Origin of the sequence: Rheinheimera sp., assembly GCF_965283995.1 — a bacterium.
GTDB lineage: Bacteria > Pseudomonadota > Gammaproteobacteria > Enterobacterales > Alteromonadaceae > Pararheinheimera.
The window spans coordinates 1,219,293-1,234,304 of record NZ_CBDIQG010000001.1 but is presented as its reverse complement, the minus strand read 5'-3'; the positions used below and the strand labels follow the sequence as shown (position 1 = coordinate 1,234,304).

The following is a 15,012-nucleotide window of genomic DNA, read 5'->3' as shown; positions in this document are numbered from 1 at the left end:
TCTTTGACAGGAAAGCAATTTTGACAGTTCAGCAACAGGGCTCAGTGTCGACCTTTCGGCGACTGATGCGCTACTCCAAACCGTATCGTGGCGGTTTTATCCTGGCCATATTTGGCATGATCGGCTACGCGGCGATCGACGTGTATTTTATTAACGAGTTTGAAACCTTTATCGACCGCGGCATCACCGAAAAAGATCAAAACTACTTCTTCTGGGCACCTATTGTCGTGGTACTGCTGTTTGCAATACGCGGTGTGTTTAACTTTATCTCCAGTTACTGCCTGAGCTGGGCCGGGACGCATATTGTTAAAGACTTACGCCAGCAGCTGTTTCGCCAGATGATGCGTTTACCGGTCAGTTTTCACGACAAACACTCCACCGGCGAACTGATTTCTAAAATTACTTATGACGCCGAACAAATCAAACAAGCCTCCAGTAAAGCGTTAGTGGTGCTGATCCACGAAGGTGCTTTTGTGCTTGGCCTGCTGATCGTGATGTTTAGCAAAAGCTGGCAGTTATCGGCGATTTTCCTGCTGATCGCCCCATTGATTGCGGTGATTGTGTCACTGGTATCCAAACGTTTTCGCCTGATCAGTAACCGGATGCAAGGTGCGATGGGTGATGTTACCTCCAGTTCAGAGCAAATGCTGAATGGTCACAAAGTGATTTTATCCTTTGGCGGTCAGGCGATTGAAGATCAGCGTTTTAGCGACATCAATAACCGCAACCGGCATTTAGACGTCAAGCTCGAATCGACCCGCGCTATTAGCGTGTCGCTGATCCAGACGATTGCCTCTTGTGCACTGGCATTTGTGATTTATCTGGCCAGCTTCCCGGAAATGCTGGAAACGCTGACACCGGGTAAATTCACCGCCATTTTGACCTCGATGATGTTGCTGTTAAAACCACTGAAACAGCTGACGACAGTGAACAGTGATTTCCAAAAAGGCATGGCAGCGGCTGCGGCAGTGTTTAAAGTGCTGGATGAACAGCCGGAACAAGATACCGGCAGCACTGAACTGAACCGTGTGCAGGGCAATATTGAAGTCAAGGGCCTGAATTTCCGTTATCCGGGCCATGACAAGCAGGTGCTGCAGGATATCAATTTCAGCGTAAAGGCAGGCCAGACGGTCGCGCTGGTTGGCCGCTCCGGCAGTGGCAAAACCACTATTTCCAGTCTGTTACCGCGGTTTTATGAAGTGGAAGACGGCGAAATATTTATCGATGGCCACAATATTCGCGACTGCACTTTGGCCAGTCTTCGCAAGCAAATTGCGGTAGTGTCGCAGCAAGTGGTGTTGTTCAATGACACTATTGCCAACAACATCGCTTATGGTTTTGAAGGTGAATTAAGCCGCGCCCAACTTGAGTTGGTGGCGGAAAAAGCCCATGTGCTGGAGTTCGCCAGCCAGTTACCGCTTGGCCTCGATACCGAAATTGGTGAAAACGGCGTGACCTTATCCGGCGGCCAGCGCCAGCGCATCGCCATCGCCCGCGCATTACTGCGTCAGTCGCCGCTGTTGGTGCTGGATGAAGCGACGTCCGCACTGGATACCGAATCGGAGCGCAAAATTCAGGGCGCGTTGGATGAGCTGCTGAAAAACCGGACCAATATTGTGATCGCGCATCGCTTATCAACGATCGAAAACGCCGATTTAATTCTGGTGATGGATCAGGGCCGCATTGTTGAACGTGGCACGCACCAAAGCCTGCTGGCGCAAAACGGCTATTACGCCAGTTTGTATAAAATGCAGTTTGGCGATCCGGCGTGAACGCACTGGAGCGTAGCTGGTATCAGAAATTTGGCTGGAGCTGGCTGTTATTGCCACTCAGCGCGCTGTTTGCTGGCCTGACTGGGATACGGCGGCTGGCATTTCGTTGCGGTTTAAAAGCCAGTCATCGTTTGCCGGTGCCGGTCATTGTGGTTGGCAATATCAGTGTCGGTGGTACCGGTAAAACGCCGGTGACGCTGCGGTTATGTCAGATGTTGCAAGCCAACGGCTGGCGTCCTGGCATTATCAGCCGTGGCTATGGTGTGAAGTTAACTGCGCCGCGACTGGTGAAACCTGATGATTCACCGTCGGAAAGTGGTGACGAACCAGTGTTGTTGGCGCAGCGCTCCGGTTGCCCGGTGGTGATTTTTCCCGATCGGGTTCAGGGCGGCCAGTTTCTGCTGGCGAATACCGATTGTGACATCATTATTTGTGATGATGGTTTGCAGCACTATGCGCTGAAACGTGATTTAGAAATTGTGCTGATTGACGCCAGCCGTGGCCTTGGCAATGGTTTGTTGTTGCCGGCCGGGCCGTTGCGTGAAGGGTGCTGGCGTTTGGTAAAGGCCGATGTTGTGCTCAGTAATGGCGAGTTGAAAGAGAGTTCGCTGACGCAATACTGCCATGGTAGCTTTGTGCTGCAGGCCTCGACGCCACAGCCTCTGCTCACCAATAGCCCGCAGCTAGCGCCGGATATCGCGGTGCAGTTGGTCAGCGGCATCGGTAATCCACAGCGGTTTTTGCATACCGTACAGCAGTTGGGATACCGCATTGCCGGTACACACTGGTTTGCTGATCACCATCCATTTACCGAAGGTGATTTGGCAGAGATCCCGACACCGCTGCTGATGACGGAAAAAGATGCGGTGAAGTGCCGGTCATTTGCCAAATCGGGTTGGTACAGTTTACCGGTGCAGGCGGTACTGCCGAGCGAAGTAGAAACATTCATCATCGAGCGTGTGAAGGCGCTGAAATAATCCGGCAGCCGTTGGCTGTCGCAGGGAGTTCTGATGGCATTTAATATTGCGTTACTGGACATCATCGCCTGTCCATTGTGTAAAGGCCGCTTAAAGCTGGATAAAGAGCAGCAGCGCTTGATCTGTACTTTTGACCGGCTGTCATACCCGGTCAAACAGGATATTCCGGTGTTACTGGCGACAGAATCGACTGAACTCAGCGCAGACGAGGCAGAACAATGGCGTTCGTAGTGGTGATCCCGGCGCGCTACGCCAGTAGTCGATTGCCCGGTAAACCGCTGGCGGATATCGGCGGCAAGAGTATGATCCAGCGCGTATGGCAGCAGGCGGTGTTAAGCGGCGCCAGTCGTGTCGTGGTTGCGACCGATGACGTGCGGGTGGAAGCGGCCGCGCAGGCTTTTGGGGCTGAAGTAGTGATGACATCTGCGGCACACAATTCCGGTACTGAACGGCTGGCCGAAGTGGTTGAGCGCCTCGGACTCACCGCGGAGCAGGTCGTGGTCAATGTGCAGGGCGACGAGCCGTTTATTCCGCCGGCCATTATCGCGCAGGTCGCGTTGAATCTGGCCGGGCAGAGCAAAGCCAGGATGGCGACATTAGCAGTACCGCTGACGCATCAGGACGATGTCAGTAATCCCAATGTCGTTAAAGTAGTCTGTGATCAGGCCGGTTATGCGCTGTATTTCAGCCGCGCGACAGTGCCATTTGACCGCGATGGCGCTTTTACTGCCGAATTTAGCCGGATCTATCGCCGTCATATTGGTATTTATGCTTATCGCGCTGGTTTTATCCGCGATTACGTCAGCTGGCCGGTATCCGAACTGGAACAAATTGAATGCTTAGAACAGCTGCGCGTGTTATGGCAAGGTGAAGCCATTCATGTCGATACCGCACTGGAAGTACCGGCACTGGGTGTTGATACGCCGGCGGATTTAGAAAAAGCCCGCGCCGTTGCACTTGCGGCGGGCGCATGACCGATCTGATGCCGGCAGGTGTTATTGATGAGCAGGCGTCTTTTCGCTTGCTGTTTCGCCATGCAGATTTTGTCTTAGTGGATAAAGCCGCTGGGGTCAGTTTTCATTCTGAAGATGGACCCGGCCTTGTTGTTGCGGTTGAAGCTGCGCTCGGGCAAAAACTCTATGCGGTACACCGCTTGGATAAAGTGACCTCAGGTTTGTTGTTATTGGCAACCTCACCGCAGGCCGCCGCGGGTTTTACCGAGATGTTTAGCGCGCGTTTAATCAGCAAATTTTATCTGGCGTTGTCGCTTTGTAAACCTAAGCAAAAACAGGGCTGGGTCAAAGGCGACATGCAACCGGCGCGACGTGGTGCTTATAAACTGACGAGCACGCTGCATAATCCGGCGCTAACCTATTTTCTGTCTGCTGGTTTTGACGGGCCCGCGACTGAATTGCTTGAAGGCGCCCGGCTGTTTTTATTAAAACCTTATAGCGGTAAAACCCATCAGCTGCGCGTGGCACTCAAATCACAAGGTGCGGCGATCGCTGGCGATGCGCTGTATCAGGGCGCGCCGGCAGATCGGGTTTATTTGCATGCTTATGCATTGGCGTTTGACTGGCAGGGCGAGCAATATCAGTTTGTCTGTCCACCGACGCAAGGTGGCTGGTTCACCAGTAGCGCCGTGCAGCAAAAACTTACCACGGCCTGGGCCCAGCCCTGGACGCTGGCATTTCCGCTCCTAAAAATGCTGCCGTCGTTAAGCGGCATCGAACAAGATAACGATTGCTGAATATGTCTGATTATCAATTAAGATTTGCCGGCATTGGCCGGTTATATGGTGCCGCAGCCTTAGAAGCTTTTGGCAACGCGCATGTTTGTGTCGTCGGCATTGGCGGGGTTGGTAGCTGGGTCGCAGAAGCGTTGGCGCGTTCCGGCATTGGTACACTGACGCTGATTGATTTGGACGATGTCTGTATCAGTAATACCAATCGGCAAATTCATGCGCTGAAAAGCACGGTCGGGCAGGACAAAGTTGCAGTGATGGCGGCACGTATTCGCGATATCAATCCGGATTGTCAGGTGCATCAGGTCGAAGATTTTGTCGCCGCCGACAATCTGTTTACGCTGATGAAGCCTGAATTTAGCTATGTGGTGGATTGTATTGATTCAATCAAAGCCAAAACCAGCCTGATCGCGCATTGTAAACGCAATAAAATTCCACTGGTCACCATTGGCGGTGCCGGTGGACAACTCGATCCGACGCAAGTGCAACTGACCGACTTAAGTCAAACCATCAACGACCCGCTGCTGGCTAAGGTGCGCAATAACTTGCGCCGTGATTACAACTACAGCCGTACACCGAAGCGCCGGTTTGGCATTGATGCGGTTTACTCCACCGAGCAGCTACGTTATCCCAAGCCGGACGGCACTGTCTGCCAGGCTAAACAAGCCTCTGATGGCGCGATGCGGCTGGATTGCAGTGGTGGTTTTGGTGCCGTGACGGTCGTCACCGGGACTTTTGCTTTTGTTGCCGCCGGCCGGGTGCTAAAAAAACTCGCTGATAAAGCCGAGGCTGACAGCAAAGCGCAAGCGACTGCTAGTCAAACGCCGGCCGATTTATAACGCTTGTTGGATCCGCAACAACACCGCCGCTACGCCGTTACTTCGTGACGGCGACAAGCCTTGCGCCAGCCCGAGCTGCTGATAAAGCGCATGGATATCAATTGCTTTGAGTTCACCTGCATTTAGGCCGTTTAGCTGACTCAGCAGGGCAGTGATCACGCCTTTGATAATGCGCGCGTCACTGTCAAAGCCCCAATAATGCTGGCCGTCCTGCTGCTGATGACAGAGCCAGGCGGCCGATTCACAGCCTGTTACCAGTAATTCGTCGCGTTTAAGCGCATCCGGCAGCGGCGGCAGGGCTTTACCCAGTTGCATTAATAGCCGGTATTTTTGCTGCCAGTCGCGCTGTTGAGCGACTTCGGCAAAAATAGCCTGTTGAGCGGAGATAAAATCAATTTGCTGCTGCATTAAAATAACTCCACAGCTTGCGCCAGTGCGGCGATTGCGGCATCAACCTCAGCAATATTGTTGTACGGCGCCAAAGACAGGCGCACTGCGCCGGGTTGCTGTAACGCGGCATAAAGCGGCATCGCGCAATGGGTTCCGGCGCGCACGGCGATTTTTTGCTGATCGAGCAAAGTGGCCAGATCGGATGGATGTTCGCCCGGTTGTACCAGACTGACGATGCCGGCATTGTCTTCGAGGCCCGATAGTAGTTGCAGGCCGGGGATCTGGGCACAACCCTGATATAAGCGCTGCAGCAGCTGTTGTTTGTGCTGCTGCAATACTTCCGGATCAAAGCGTTGCAGAAATTCGACGGCCGCGGCCAGCCCCAAAGCGCCGGCAATATTCGGTGTGCCTGCTTCTAACCGGTAGGGTAAATCGTTCAGTACAGTACCGGTGAAACTAACCTGTTTAATCATCTCGCCGCCGTACAGCAACGGACGTAGCAGTTCCAGCGCAGCGGTTTTGCCATATAAAGCGCCAATACCGGTCGGACCATACAGTTTATGGCCGGAAAACAGGTAGAAATCACAATCAATCGCCGCCAAATCAAGCGGACCGGCGCTAATGCCCTGCGCGCCATCGATAATCGTCAGTGCACCGGCCGCTTTCGCTGCTGAGACCAGTTGCCGGATTGGCTGGATATGGCCCAGGCCATTGCTGACATGGCTCAGACTGACTACTTTGGGTTTGCGTTCAAGCAACTGGTGAAAAGCCATAATATCCAGCCGGTTGTCGCTATCCAGTGGCACCACGTCAATCTGGATACCATAGCGCTCACAATGGAATTGCCAGGGAACTATATTGGCGTGATGTTCAAGCGCTGTCAGTAAAATACGGTCACCGGGTTGCAGCAGAGTCCCCATCAGGCCAAATGCCAGTTGGTTGAAGCCTGCAGTAGTCCCGGCGGTCCAAATCAGCTGGCTGTCTGCGGCTGGATTGAGAAATTGGTGCACAGTAGCGCGCGCTTGTTCAAACGCATGAGTGGCTTGGTGGGCCAAGCCATGTGCCGCGCGGTGTACATTGCTATTCTGATGCTGATAGAACGCCAGTTCACGTTCGATCACTGTCTGTGGTTTGTGCGCGGTGGCGGCATTATCCAGATAGACCCAGTCCGGATGCGCGGTAAAAAACGGGAATTGTCCGCGAAAATCAGCAGCAGTTAACATCCGAAGCACCCTTTAGATTGAGACTCGCAACAGCACCAGTACCTGACTAGCAGCGCGCGATTTTGCCGTGTTTTGACCGGGCTATCAACCAAAGTGAGCCCGGATGCGGTTCGTGCAAATAAAAAAAGCGCCATCAGGCGCTTTTTTCCGCTGAGTAAGTTCAGTTACGCGTTGATTTACTGACGTAATCGCGTTGGGTGTAACCGGTGTACAGCTGACGTGGACGGCCGATCTTGTGGCCTTTGTCTGACAGCATTTCGTCCCAGTGTGAGATCCAGCCAACGGTGCGTGACATCGCGAAAATCACGGTGAACATGCTGGTTGGAATACCAATGGCTTTCAGGATGATGCCTGAGTAGAAATCGACGTTCGGGTACAGTTTCTTCTCGATGAAGTACGGGTCTGACAGCGCAATACTCTCCAGTTCCATCGCTACATCCAGCAGAGGATCTTTAATGTTAAGCTCTTTTAACACTTCGTGGCAGGTATCGCGCATGACTTTGGCACGAGGGTCAAAGTTTTTGTAAACGCGGTGACCAAAGCCCATCAGGCGGAAAGAGTCGTTTTTGTCTTTGGCACGGGCCACAAATTCAGGAATACGGGCAACAGAGCCGATTTCCTGCAGCATCACCAGACAAGCTTCGTTGGCGCCGCCATGTGCCGGGCCCCACAGTGAGGCAATACCAGCAGCGATACAGGCATAAGGGTTTGCACCGGAAGAGCCTGCCAGACGCACTGTTGAAGTCGATGCGTTTTGTTCATGGTCTGCATGCAGCATGAAAATACGGTCCATCGCTTTGGCGACAATTGGACTGACTTTGTATTCTTCTGCCGGCACAGAGAACATCATGTGCAGGAAGTTTTCGGCGTAGCTCAGTTCGTTACGTGGGTATACGAATGGCTGACCGATGGTGTATTTGTAAGCCATGGCTGCAATAGTCGGCAGCTTGGCAATCAGGCGGTGCGCAGAGCGTTTACGTTGCTCTGGGTCGTTGACGTTTAAGTCTGAGTGGTAGAACGACGACATCGCACCGACTACACCACACAGCATCGCCATTGGGTGTGCGTCAACCCGGAAACCCTGGAAGAACGACGCCAGTTTCTCATGCACCATCGTGTGGCGTGTGATCACATGGCGGAATTGTTTGTATTGTTCGGCTGAAGGCAGTTCGCCTTCGAGTAACAGATAACAGGTTTCGAGGTAATCAGATTCAACGGCCAACTGTTCAATCGGGTAACCGCGGTGCAATAACACCCCATTGTCGCCATCGATATAAGTGATTTTTGATTCACAAGAGCCAGTCGACATAAAACCGGGGTCAAATGTGAAATAACCTTGTTGACCCAAAGCACGAACGTCGATCACATCAGTACCCGCAGTGCCGGCGTAGATAGGCAACTCAAATGGCGCCAGACCTTCGATGTGCACGACAGCTTTTTTATCGGCCATTGGATTTCTCCTGTGTTGTTATTGGTTTAAATCTGTAGCGAATTCTTATTCTACCCGTAATCAGGGCACCAAAGTCAATTTTAATGCGCTTGCGGTTAATAAGTATTCGACTCTAGTCGTATTGTGTTCACTGTGCGAATCGTTACTGTAACGAATGCAGAATTTCTTCAGTAAAAATAAACATAAATTGTAATCCGAGGTTGTGAAATATATACTGTCGCGGGTTCGAAATCAGTTCACCGATAGATAGATAAATAAAGGGCTGAACCACTTTGTGCTAAGGCCTGTATATCCGTTGGGTGTTGACTGTTTATGCAGCAACGATAATGACAACAAAGCCCGCAAAGGGCATTCATAGGCAAGAAACTGTGAAAAAGCAAAGACCTGTAAATCTCGATCTATCCACTATATCCATGCCTGCTACGGCCAAAGCCTCTATCCTGCATCGTGTCACCGGCGTTGCCATGTTCTTCGCTTTAGTGTTCGTGATCTGGGCCTGGGCCGCCTCGTTATCTTCACCTGAAGGCTTCGCCGCAGTGAAAGAAGTGATGACATCGTTCATCGCTAAATTCATCGCGTGGGGCACACTGACGGTATTGTCCTACCACATCATTGGCGGTATCCGTCACCTGATTATGGATATGGGCCACTGGGAAGAATTAGAGTCTGGTAACGCCAGCGCCAAAGCGGCCATTGGCCTGTGGCTGGTTGTTGCAGTATTAGCTGGAGTCTGGTTATGGTTCTGAATCAAGCATCTTTAAAACGCGACGGTGTGCAGGATTATGTATCTCTGCGTGCAACAGCGATTATCCTGACGTTATATACGTTGTTTATTCTCGGTTTTTTCCTGATCACGCCTGAAGTGACTTACGACAACTGGAAAGCGTTATTTTCCAATCTGTTAGTTAAAGCGTTCACATTGCTGGCACTGGTCTGTATCGCGGTACACACCAAAATCGGTTTGTGGCAGGTCCTGACTGACTACGTCAAATCTGCTGCGCTGCGTGCAATTCTGCAATTTTTCCTGACGACGCTGGCATTTGGTTATGTGGCTGTTGGCCTCTTTGTTCTGTGGGGTGTTTAATTGAATATTCCAGTTCGCGAATTTGATGCCGTTGTGATCGGCGCAGGTGGTGCAGGTATGCGTGCCGCACTGCAAATCACTGAATCAGGCCTGACTTGTGCCTTATTGTCCAAAGTATTCCCAACCCGTTCTCACACTGTGTCTGCACAGGGCGGTATCACTGTTGCACTGGGTAACTCGCATCCGGACAACTGGGAATGGCACATGTTCGACACCGTCAAAGGTTCCGATTATATCGGTGACCAGGACGCTATCGAATACATGTGTAAAACTGGTCCTGAAGCCATTACTGAACTGGAAAACATGGGCTTACCGTTCTCTCGCTTTGAGAATGGCCGTGTTTATCAGCGTCCATTTGGTGGTCAGTCGAAAAATTTTGGTGGCGAACAAGCCGCCCGTACAGCAGCCGCAGCGGACCGTACCGGTCACGCGTTATTGCACTTGCTGTATCAGCAAAACGTTAAAAACAAAACACAAGTATTCTCCGAGTGGTATGCGCTCGATCTGGTGAAAAACCAGGACGGCGCCGTGGTTGGTTGTACCGCCATTGAAATCGAAACCGGTGAAATTGTGTACTTCAAATCACGCGCTGTGGTGCTGGCGACCGGTGGTGCAGGCCGTATTTTCGCCTCAACTACTAACGCACACATCAATACCGGTGACGGTGTTGGTATGGCGTTACGTGCCGGTGTGCCGCTGCAGGACATGGAAATGTGGCAGTTCCACCCGACAGGTATCGCAGGTGCCGGTACGCTGGTAACCGAAGGTTGCCGTGGTGAAGGTGGTTACTTATTAAATAAAGACGGTGAGCGTTTCATGGAACGTTACGCGCCAAACGCCAAAGACCTTGCCGGTCGTGACGTGGTAGCCCGTTCGATGATGACTGAGATCCGTGAAGGTCGTGGTTGTGATGGTCCATGGGGCCCGCATATCAAGCTGAAACTGGACCACTTAGGTGCCGAAGTTTTAGAAAGCCGTTTACCGGGCGTCTGTGAACTGTCGAAAACATTCGCACACGTTGATCCGGTGAAAGAGCCAATTCCGGTGATCCCAACCTGTCACTATATGATGGGTGGTATTCCAACCAACGTACATGGTCAGGTTATTCATCCAAAAGCCGACGGCTCTGAAGTCGTGGTGCCAGGCTTATTCGCCTGTGGTGAAATCGCTTGTGTGTCTGTACACGGTGCCAACCGCTTAGGTGGTAACTCACTGTTAGACTTAGTAGTATTTGGTCGTGCAACTGGTTTACACCTCGGTGAAGCACTGGCTGCCAGCACAGAATACCGTGCAGCCTCTGACTCGGATCTGCAGGCTGCTTTAGATCGGACCCAACGTTGGGAAGCGACGAAGCCAGGGCAGGGTGAAGACCCAGTCCAAATCAAAAAAGACCTGCAACAATGCATGCAGCTGAACTTCTCGGTATTCCGTGAAGGCGCGGCCATGGCCGAAGGTCTGGAACAGCTTAAAGTGATCCGTGAGCGTCTGAAGTATGCGCGTCTGGATGACAAGAGCTCTGATTTCAATACTATGCGTATTGAATGTCTGGAACTGGACAACCTGATGGAAACTGCGTTCTCGACAGCTGTTGCGGCGAACTACCGTACCGAAAGCCGTGGCGCGCACGCCCGTTTCGACTTCCCGGATCGTGATGACGAAAACTGGTTATGCCACAGCGTCTACACGCCTGATACTGAATCAATGTTTAAGCGCAAAGTGAACATGGAACCTAAGTTCCGTGACGCTTTCCCGCCTAAAGCACGTACGTACTAAGAGGGCTGCAGAATGAAGAAGTTAGAATTCTCTGTCTATCGTTACAATCCTGATGTTGATCAGGCGCCACGGATGCAGGATTACACGCTGGATAATCCGGAAGGCCGTGACATGATGGTGTTGGATGCGCTGCTGAAATTAAAAGAGCAGGATCCAAGTCTGTCATTCCGTCGCAGCTGCCGTGAAGGTGTGTGTGGTTCTGACGGTCTGAACATGAACGGTAAAAACGGTCTGGCCTGTATCACACCATTGTCTGCTTTAGGCAAAGGCAAAGGCGGTAAAATTGTGGTTCGTCCATTACCAGGTTTGCCAGTTGTGCGTGACCTGGTGGTTGATATGTCGCAGTTCTATACCCAATATGAGAAGGTGAAACCTTACCTGATCAATGACGGTCTGCCACCAGCTGGTGAATACCTGCAGTCGCCGGAACAGCGCGAGAAGCTGGATGGCCTGTATGAGTGTATTCTGTGTGCCTGTTGTTCAACGTCTTGCCCATCATTCTGGTGGAATCCTGACAAGTTCATCGGCCCGGCCGGTCTGTTACATGCATACCGTTTTCTGGCGGACAGCCGTGATACGGCAACTGAGCAACGTCTGAACGATTTAGACGATGCATTCAGCGTGTTCCGCTGCCACGGTATCATGAACTGTGTCAACGTATGTCCAAAAGGCCTGAATCCGACCAAAGCGATTGGTCAGATTAAGTCTATGCTGTTAAACCGGGCGCTGTAAGCGCCCGTCTGTTATCCGACACTTTGGATTGTTTTTTCAGCAAAATGACGGAAAAGCAGAAAATATACGGACAGCCCGCTTGCGGGCTGTTTCTGTGAGTATAAAATACAGCCCGCTTTGGCGACTGGCTGTGCCCAGGAAAAAATAGTCATAAAGCCTGTAACCTGATTATTTTTTTGCTACTTTTTCCAGGTGCTTCGAGATAAGGGAACGTAAATGCACGAAGGTGTAATGAAGGCGTGGTTAGAGTCTTCTCATCTTGGCGGTGGTAACATGGCCTACGTAGATGAGCTCTATGAATCCTACTTAGCTGAACCGACCAGCGTTGGTGACGAATGGCGTGAGTTTTTCGCGAAGTTACCTAAAATCGACGGCGTTGATCTGGAATCCCGTCACTCTGAAATCCGCCAGCAGTTTGCTGAACTTGCCAAAAACAAACATCGCGAAGTCGTTGCCGTCCAAGGCAGCGGTGACAGCCGTCAGGTTAAAGTCCTGCAGCTGATCAACGCGTATCGTTTCCGCGGTCATCAGCATGCCAAACTTGACCCGCTCGAACTGTGGAAACGACCACGGGTTCGGGATCTCGAATTGTCCTACCATGATTTAAGCCAGGCAGATTTTGACACTGAGTTTAATGTTGGCTCTTTTGTGGCCGGCAGTGAACAGATGAAACTCGGTGATTTAGTGCAGGCACTGGAAACCACCTATTGTGGTTCAGTCGGCGCTGAATATATGCACATCGTCTCGACTGACGAAAAACGCTGGATCCAGCAACGTCTGGAAGGCGTGCGTTCGACGCCGAATTATGACAAAGCCACCAAAGCACAGATCCTGAACGGTCTGGTTGCTGCGGACGGTCTTGAGCGTTATTTATCCGCCAAATTCCCGGGCGCGAAACGTTTTGGCCTGGAAGGCGGTGATGCCATGGTGCCAATGCTGAAGGCGATGATCCATCGTGCCGGCGAACAAGGCGCGAAAGACTGCGTCATTGGTATGGCGCACCGCGGTCGTTTGAACACTTTGGTGAACGTTCTAGGGAAAAACCCGGGCAAATTGTTTGATGAATTCGCCGGTAAATACGAAGTCGTCGGTGCCGGTGACGTGAAATACCATATGGGTTTCTCGTCTGATTTCGTCACCAAAGGCGGCAACGTCCACCTGGCTCTGGCGTTTAACCCGTCACACCTTGAGATCGTGAACCCGGTAGTGATGGGCTCAGTACGCGCCCGTCTGGACCGTCGTGGTTGCACCGATGGTTCTCAGGCGTTGCCAATTACGATTCACGGCGACTCGGCTTTTGCCGGCCAGGGTGTTGTTGCGGAAACGTTCAACATTTCTCAGACCCGCGCCTTTAAAGTGGGTGGCACAATCCGTCTGGTGATCAACAATCAGGTCGGTTTCACCACGTCAAACCCTGAAGATACCCGCTCTACAGAATACTGTACTGATATCGCCAAGATGGTGCAGGCGCCAATTTTCCACGTCAACGGTGATGATCCGGAAGCAGTGGTGTTTGTTGCCCAGCTTGCCGTAGATTACCGCAACACCTTTAAACGCGATGTGGTGATTGATCTGGTTTGTTACCGTCGTAATGGTCATAACGAAGCGGACGAGCCGAATGCGACGCAGCCGCTGATGTACCAGAAAATCAAAAAACACCCGACACCGCGTGAGCTATACGCTGACAAGCTGATCAAAGCCGGTCAGTTCAGTGCTGACGAAGTGCAGGCCATGATCGATGGCTATCGCAACGCGCTGGATAAAGGCGAATGCGTGGTGGAAGAATGGCGCCAGATGACGGAAGTTGCCGTTGACTGGACACCGTATCTTGGCCACGAGTGGACGACCTCTTATGACGCCAGTATGTCGGTTGCCGATTTAATTGCCTGGGGTGAAAAAGCGATCAAAGTGCCGGCTGAGCATGTATTGCAACGTCAGGTCGGCAAGGTCTATGAAGACCGTGCATTGATGCTCAAAGGCGAGAAAAAAATCGACTGGGGTTTTGCTGAAATTCTGGCTTATGCGTCAATTGCCGGTACTGGCTCGCGCATTCGGATTGTGGGGCAGGATTCAGGCCGTGGTACTTTCTTCCACCGTCATGCCGTATTGCACAACCAGAACGATGCATCTGTGTACACACCGCTGGAAAACCTCGGAGCTGATCAAGGTCCATTCCAGGTATACGATTCTGCGCTGTCAGAAGAAGCGGTGTTGGCATTTGAATACGGTTACGCCACCACTGAGCCACGTGCATTAGTGATTTGGGAAGGCCAGTTTGGTGACTTCGCCAACGGCGCTCAGGTTGTCATCGACCAGTTCTTAAGTTCAGGCGAACAGAAGTGGGGCCGTCTCTGTGGTCTGACGCTGCTGTTGCCACACGGTTATGAAGGTCAGGGCCCGGAGCACTCTTCAGCTCGTCTGGAACGTTTCTTACAGCTGTGTGCTGATCACAATATGCAAGTAGTGGTACCAACGACGCCGGCACAGGTCTACGCCATGATCCGCCGTCAGATGGTTCGTCCAGTGCGTCGTCCGTTGATTGTGATGTCGCCGAAGTCTTTACTGCGTCATCCGCTTGCTACTTCGACGCTGGAAGAGCTGGCCTCTGGTCAGTTCCACAACGTCATCGGTGAAGTGGATGCGCTGAATCCGGCAGATGTCAGCCGCGTCGTGTTCTGTAGCGGCAAGGTTTATTACGACCTGCTGGAAGAGCGCCGTAAACGCGATATCAAATCGATTGCCATTGTGCGGGTGGAACAGTTGTATCCGTTCCCGCAGGACGAAATGGCCGCCGTGCTGGCGCAGTACCAGCACGTGAAAGATTTTGTCTGGTGTCAGGAAGAACCACAGAATCAGGGCGCCTGGTATTGCAGCCAGCACAACTTCTGGGCTGCGATCCCGACTGGTGCCAAACTGACTTATGCCGGACGCGATGCTTCGTCATCGCCGGCAGTCGGTTATCTGTCAGTGCATAACAAACAGCAGCAGGCTTTAATCAACGCTGCGTTAACGCTGGCATAAACACAGT

General features: G+C 52.0%; 14 protein-coding genes. 11 read left to right on the top strand and 3 right to left on the bottom strand.

Annotated features, from left to right (window positions below; translation table 11 throughout):
* The first annotated feature begins 20 nt into the window (after positions 1 to 20).
* The 6 genes from msbA to tcdA are packed head-to-tail and all read left to right on the top strand — an operon-like array spanning position 21 to position 5,332.
* Positions 21 to 1,772, top strand: coding sequence for a lipid A export permease/ATP-binding protein MsbA (msbA, locus tag ACQ66Q_RS05615; protein WP_430455886.1), 1,752 nt, complete (start codon positions 21 to 23; stop codon positions 1,770 to 1,772).
* On the top strand, positions 1,769 to 2,749 hold the full coding sequence (gene lpxK, locus ACQ66Q_RS05610; protein WP_430455885.1) for a tetraacyldisaccharide 4'-kinase: 981 nt from the start codon (positions 1,769 to 1,771) through the stop codon (positions 2,747 to 2,749). The genes msbA and lpxK overlap by 4 nt, the downstream gene beginning before the upstream one ends.
* Before the next feature lie 33 nt (positions 2,750 to 2,782).
* A complete protein-coding gene (locus ACQ66Q_RS05605) occupies positions 2,783 to 2,980 on the top strand; it encodes a Trm112 family protein (protein ID WP_377246684.1) in 198 nt (65 codons plus the stop codon).
* A complete protein-coding gene (gene kdsB, locus ACQ66Q_RS05600; RefSeq protein ID WP_430455884.1) occupies positions 2,968 to 3,723 on the top strand; it encodes a 3-deoxy-manno-octulosonate cytidylyltransferase in 756 nt (251 codons plus the stop codon). Before ACQ66Q_RS05605 ends, kdsB begins: the two co-directional genes overlap by 13 nt.
* Positions 3,720 to 4,499 (top strand): TIGR01621 family pseudouridine synthase, encoded by a 780-nt coding sequence (locus tag ACQ66Q_RS05595; RefSeq protein ID WP_430455883.1) that lies wholly within the window; start codon positions 3,720 to 3,722, stop codon positions 4,497 to 4,499. Before kdsB ends, ACQ66Q_RS05595 begins: the two co-directional genes overlap by 4 nt.
* Before the next feature lie 2 nt (positions 4,500 to 4,501).
* Positions 4,502 to 5,332 (top strand): tRNA cyclic N6-threonylcarbamoyladenosine(37) synthase TcdA, encoded by an 831-nt coding sequence (gene tcdA / locus ACQ66Q_RS05590; RefSeq protein WP_377246675.1) that lies wholly within the window; start codon positions 4,502 to 4,504, stop codon positions 5,330 to 5,332.
* On the opposite strand, the gene ACQ66Q_RS05585 is transcribed toward tcdA, so the two are convergent.
* The 3 genes from ACQ66Q_RS05585 to ACQ66Q_RS05575 all read right to left on the bottom strand — a co-directional run bounded on the left by ACQ66Q_RS05585 (position 5,327) and on the right by ACQ66Q_RS05575 (position 8,395).
* Complete coding sequence (locus tag ACQ66Q_RS05585) at positions 5,327 to 5,740, bottom strand: SufE family protein (protein WP_430455882.1); 414 nt, start codon at positions 5,738 to 5,740, stop codon at positions 5,327 to 5,329. The two genes, tcdA and ACQ66Q_RS05585, sit on opposite strands and share 6 nt — an antisense overlap.
* A complete protein-coding gene (locus tag ACQ66Q_RS05580) occupies positions 5,740 to 6,945 on the bottom strand; it encodes an aminotransferase class V-fold PLP-dependent enzyme (RefSeq protein ID WP_430455881.1) in 1,206 nt (401 codons plus the stop codon). The genes ACQ66Q_RS05585 and ACQ66Q_RS05580 overlap by 1 nt, the downstream gene beginning before the upstream one ends.
* A 160-nt stretch (positions 6,946 to 7,105) precedes the next feature.
* The gene (locus ACQ66Q_RS05575) at positions 7,106 to 8,395 is read right to left on the bottom strand and encodes a citrate synthase (protein ID WP_430455880.1); all 1,290 of its coding nucleotides are present in this window, start codon (positions 8,393 to 8,395) and stop codon (positions 7,106 to 7,108) included.
* A gap of 326 nt (positions 8,396 to 8,721) precedes the next feature.
* Between ACQ66Q_RS05575 and sdhC the strand changes: the two genes are divergently transcribed.
* The 5 genes from sdhC to ACQ66Q_RS05550 all read left to right on the top strand — a co-directional run bounded on the left by sdhC (position 8,722) and on the right by ACQ66Q_RS05550 (position 15,005).
* Entirely contained in the window at positions 8,722 to 9,141 is a 420-nt protein-coding gene (sdhC, locus tag ACQ66Q_RS05570; protein WP_430455879.1) for a succinate dehydrogenase, cytochrome b556 subunit, read from the top strand.
* On the top strand, positions 9,132 to 9,479 hold the full coding sequence (gene sdhD, locus ACQ66Q_RS05565) for a succinate dehydrogenase, hydrophobic membrane anchor protein (RefSeq protein ID WP_377246660.1): 348 nt from the start codon (positions 9,132 to 9,134) through the stop codon (positions 9,477 to 9,479). Before sdhC ends, sdhD begins: the two co-directional genes overlap by 10 nt.
* On the top strand, positions 9,480 to 11,252 hold the full coding sequence (gene sdhA, locus ACQ66Q_RS05560; RefSeq protein ID WP_430455878.1) for a succinate dehydrogenase flavoprotein subunit: 1,773 nt from the start codon (positions 9,480 to 9,482) through the stop codon (positions 11,250 to 11,252).
* A gap of 12 nt (positions 11,253 to 11,264) precedes the next feature.
* Positions 11,265 to 11,984: a succinate dehydrogenase iron-sulfur subunit gene (locus ACQ66Q_RS05555; protein WP_377246654.1), complete on the top strand. Its 720-nt coding sequence runs from the start codon at positions 11,265 to 11,267 to the stop codon at positions 11,982 to 11,984.
* A gap of 216 nt (positions 11,985 to 12,200) precedes the next feature.
* Entirely contained in the window at positions 12,201 to 15,005 is a 2,805-nt protein-coding gene (locus ACQ66Q_RS05550) for a 2-oxoglutarate dehydrogenase E1 component (RefSeq protein WP_430455877.1), read from the top strand.
* The last annotated feature ends 7 nt before the right edge of the window (positions 15,006 to 15,012 follow it).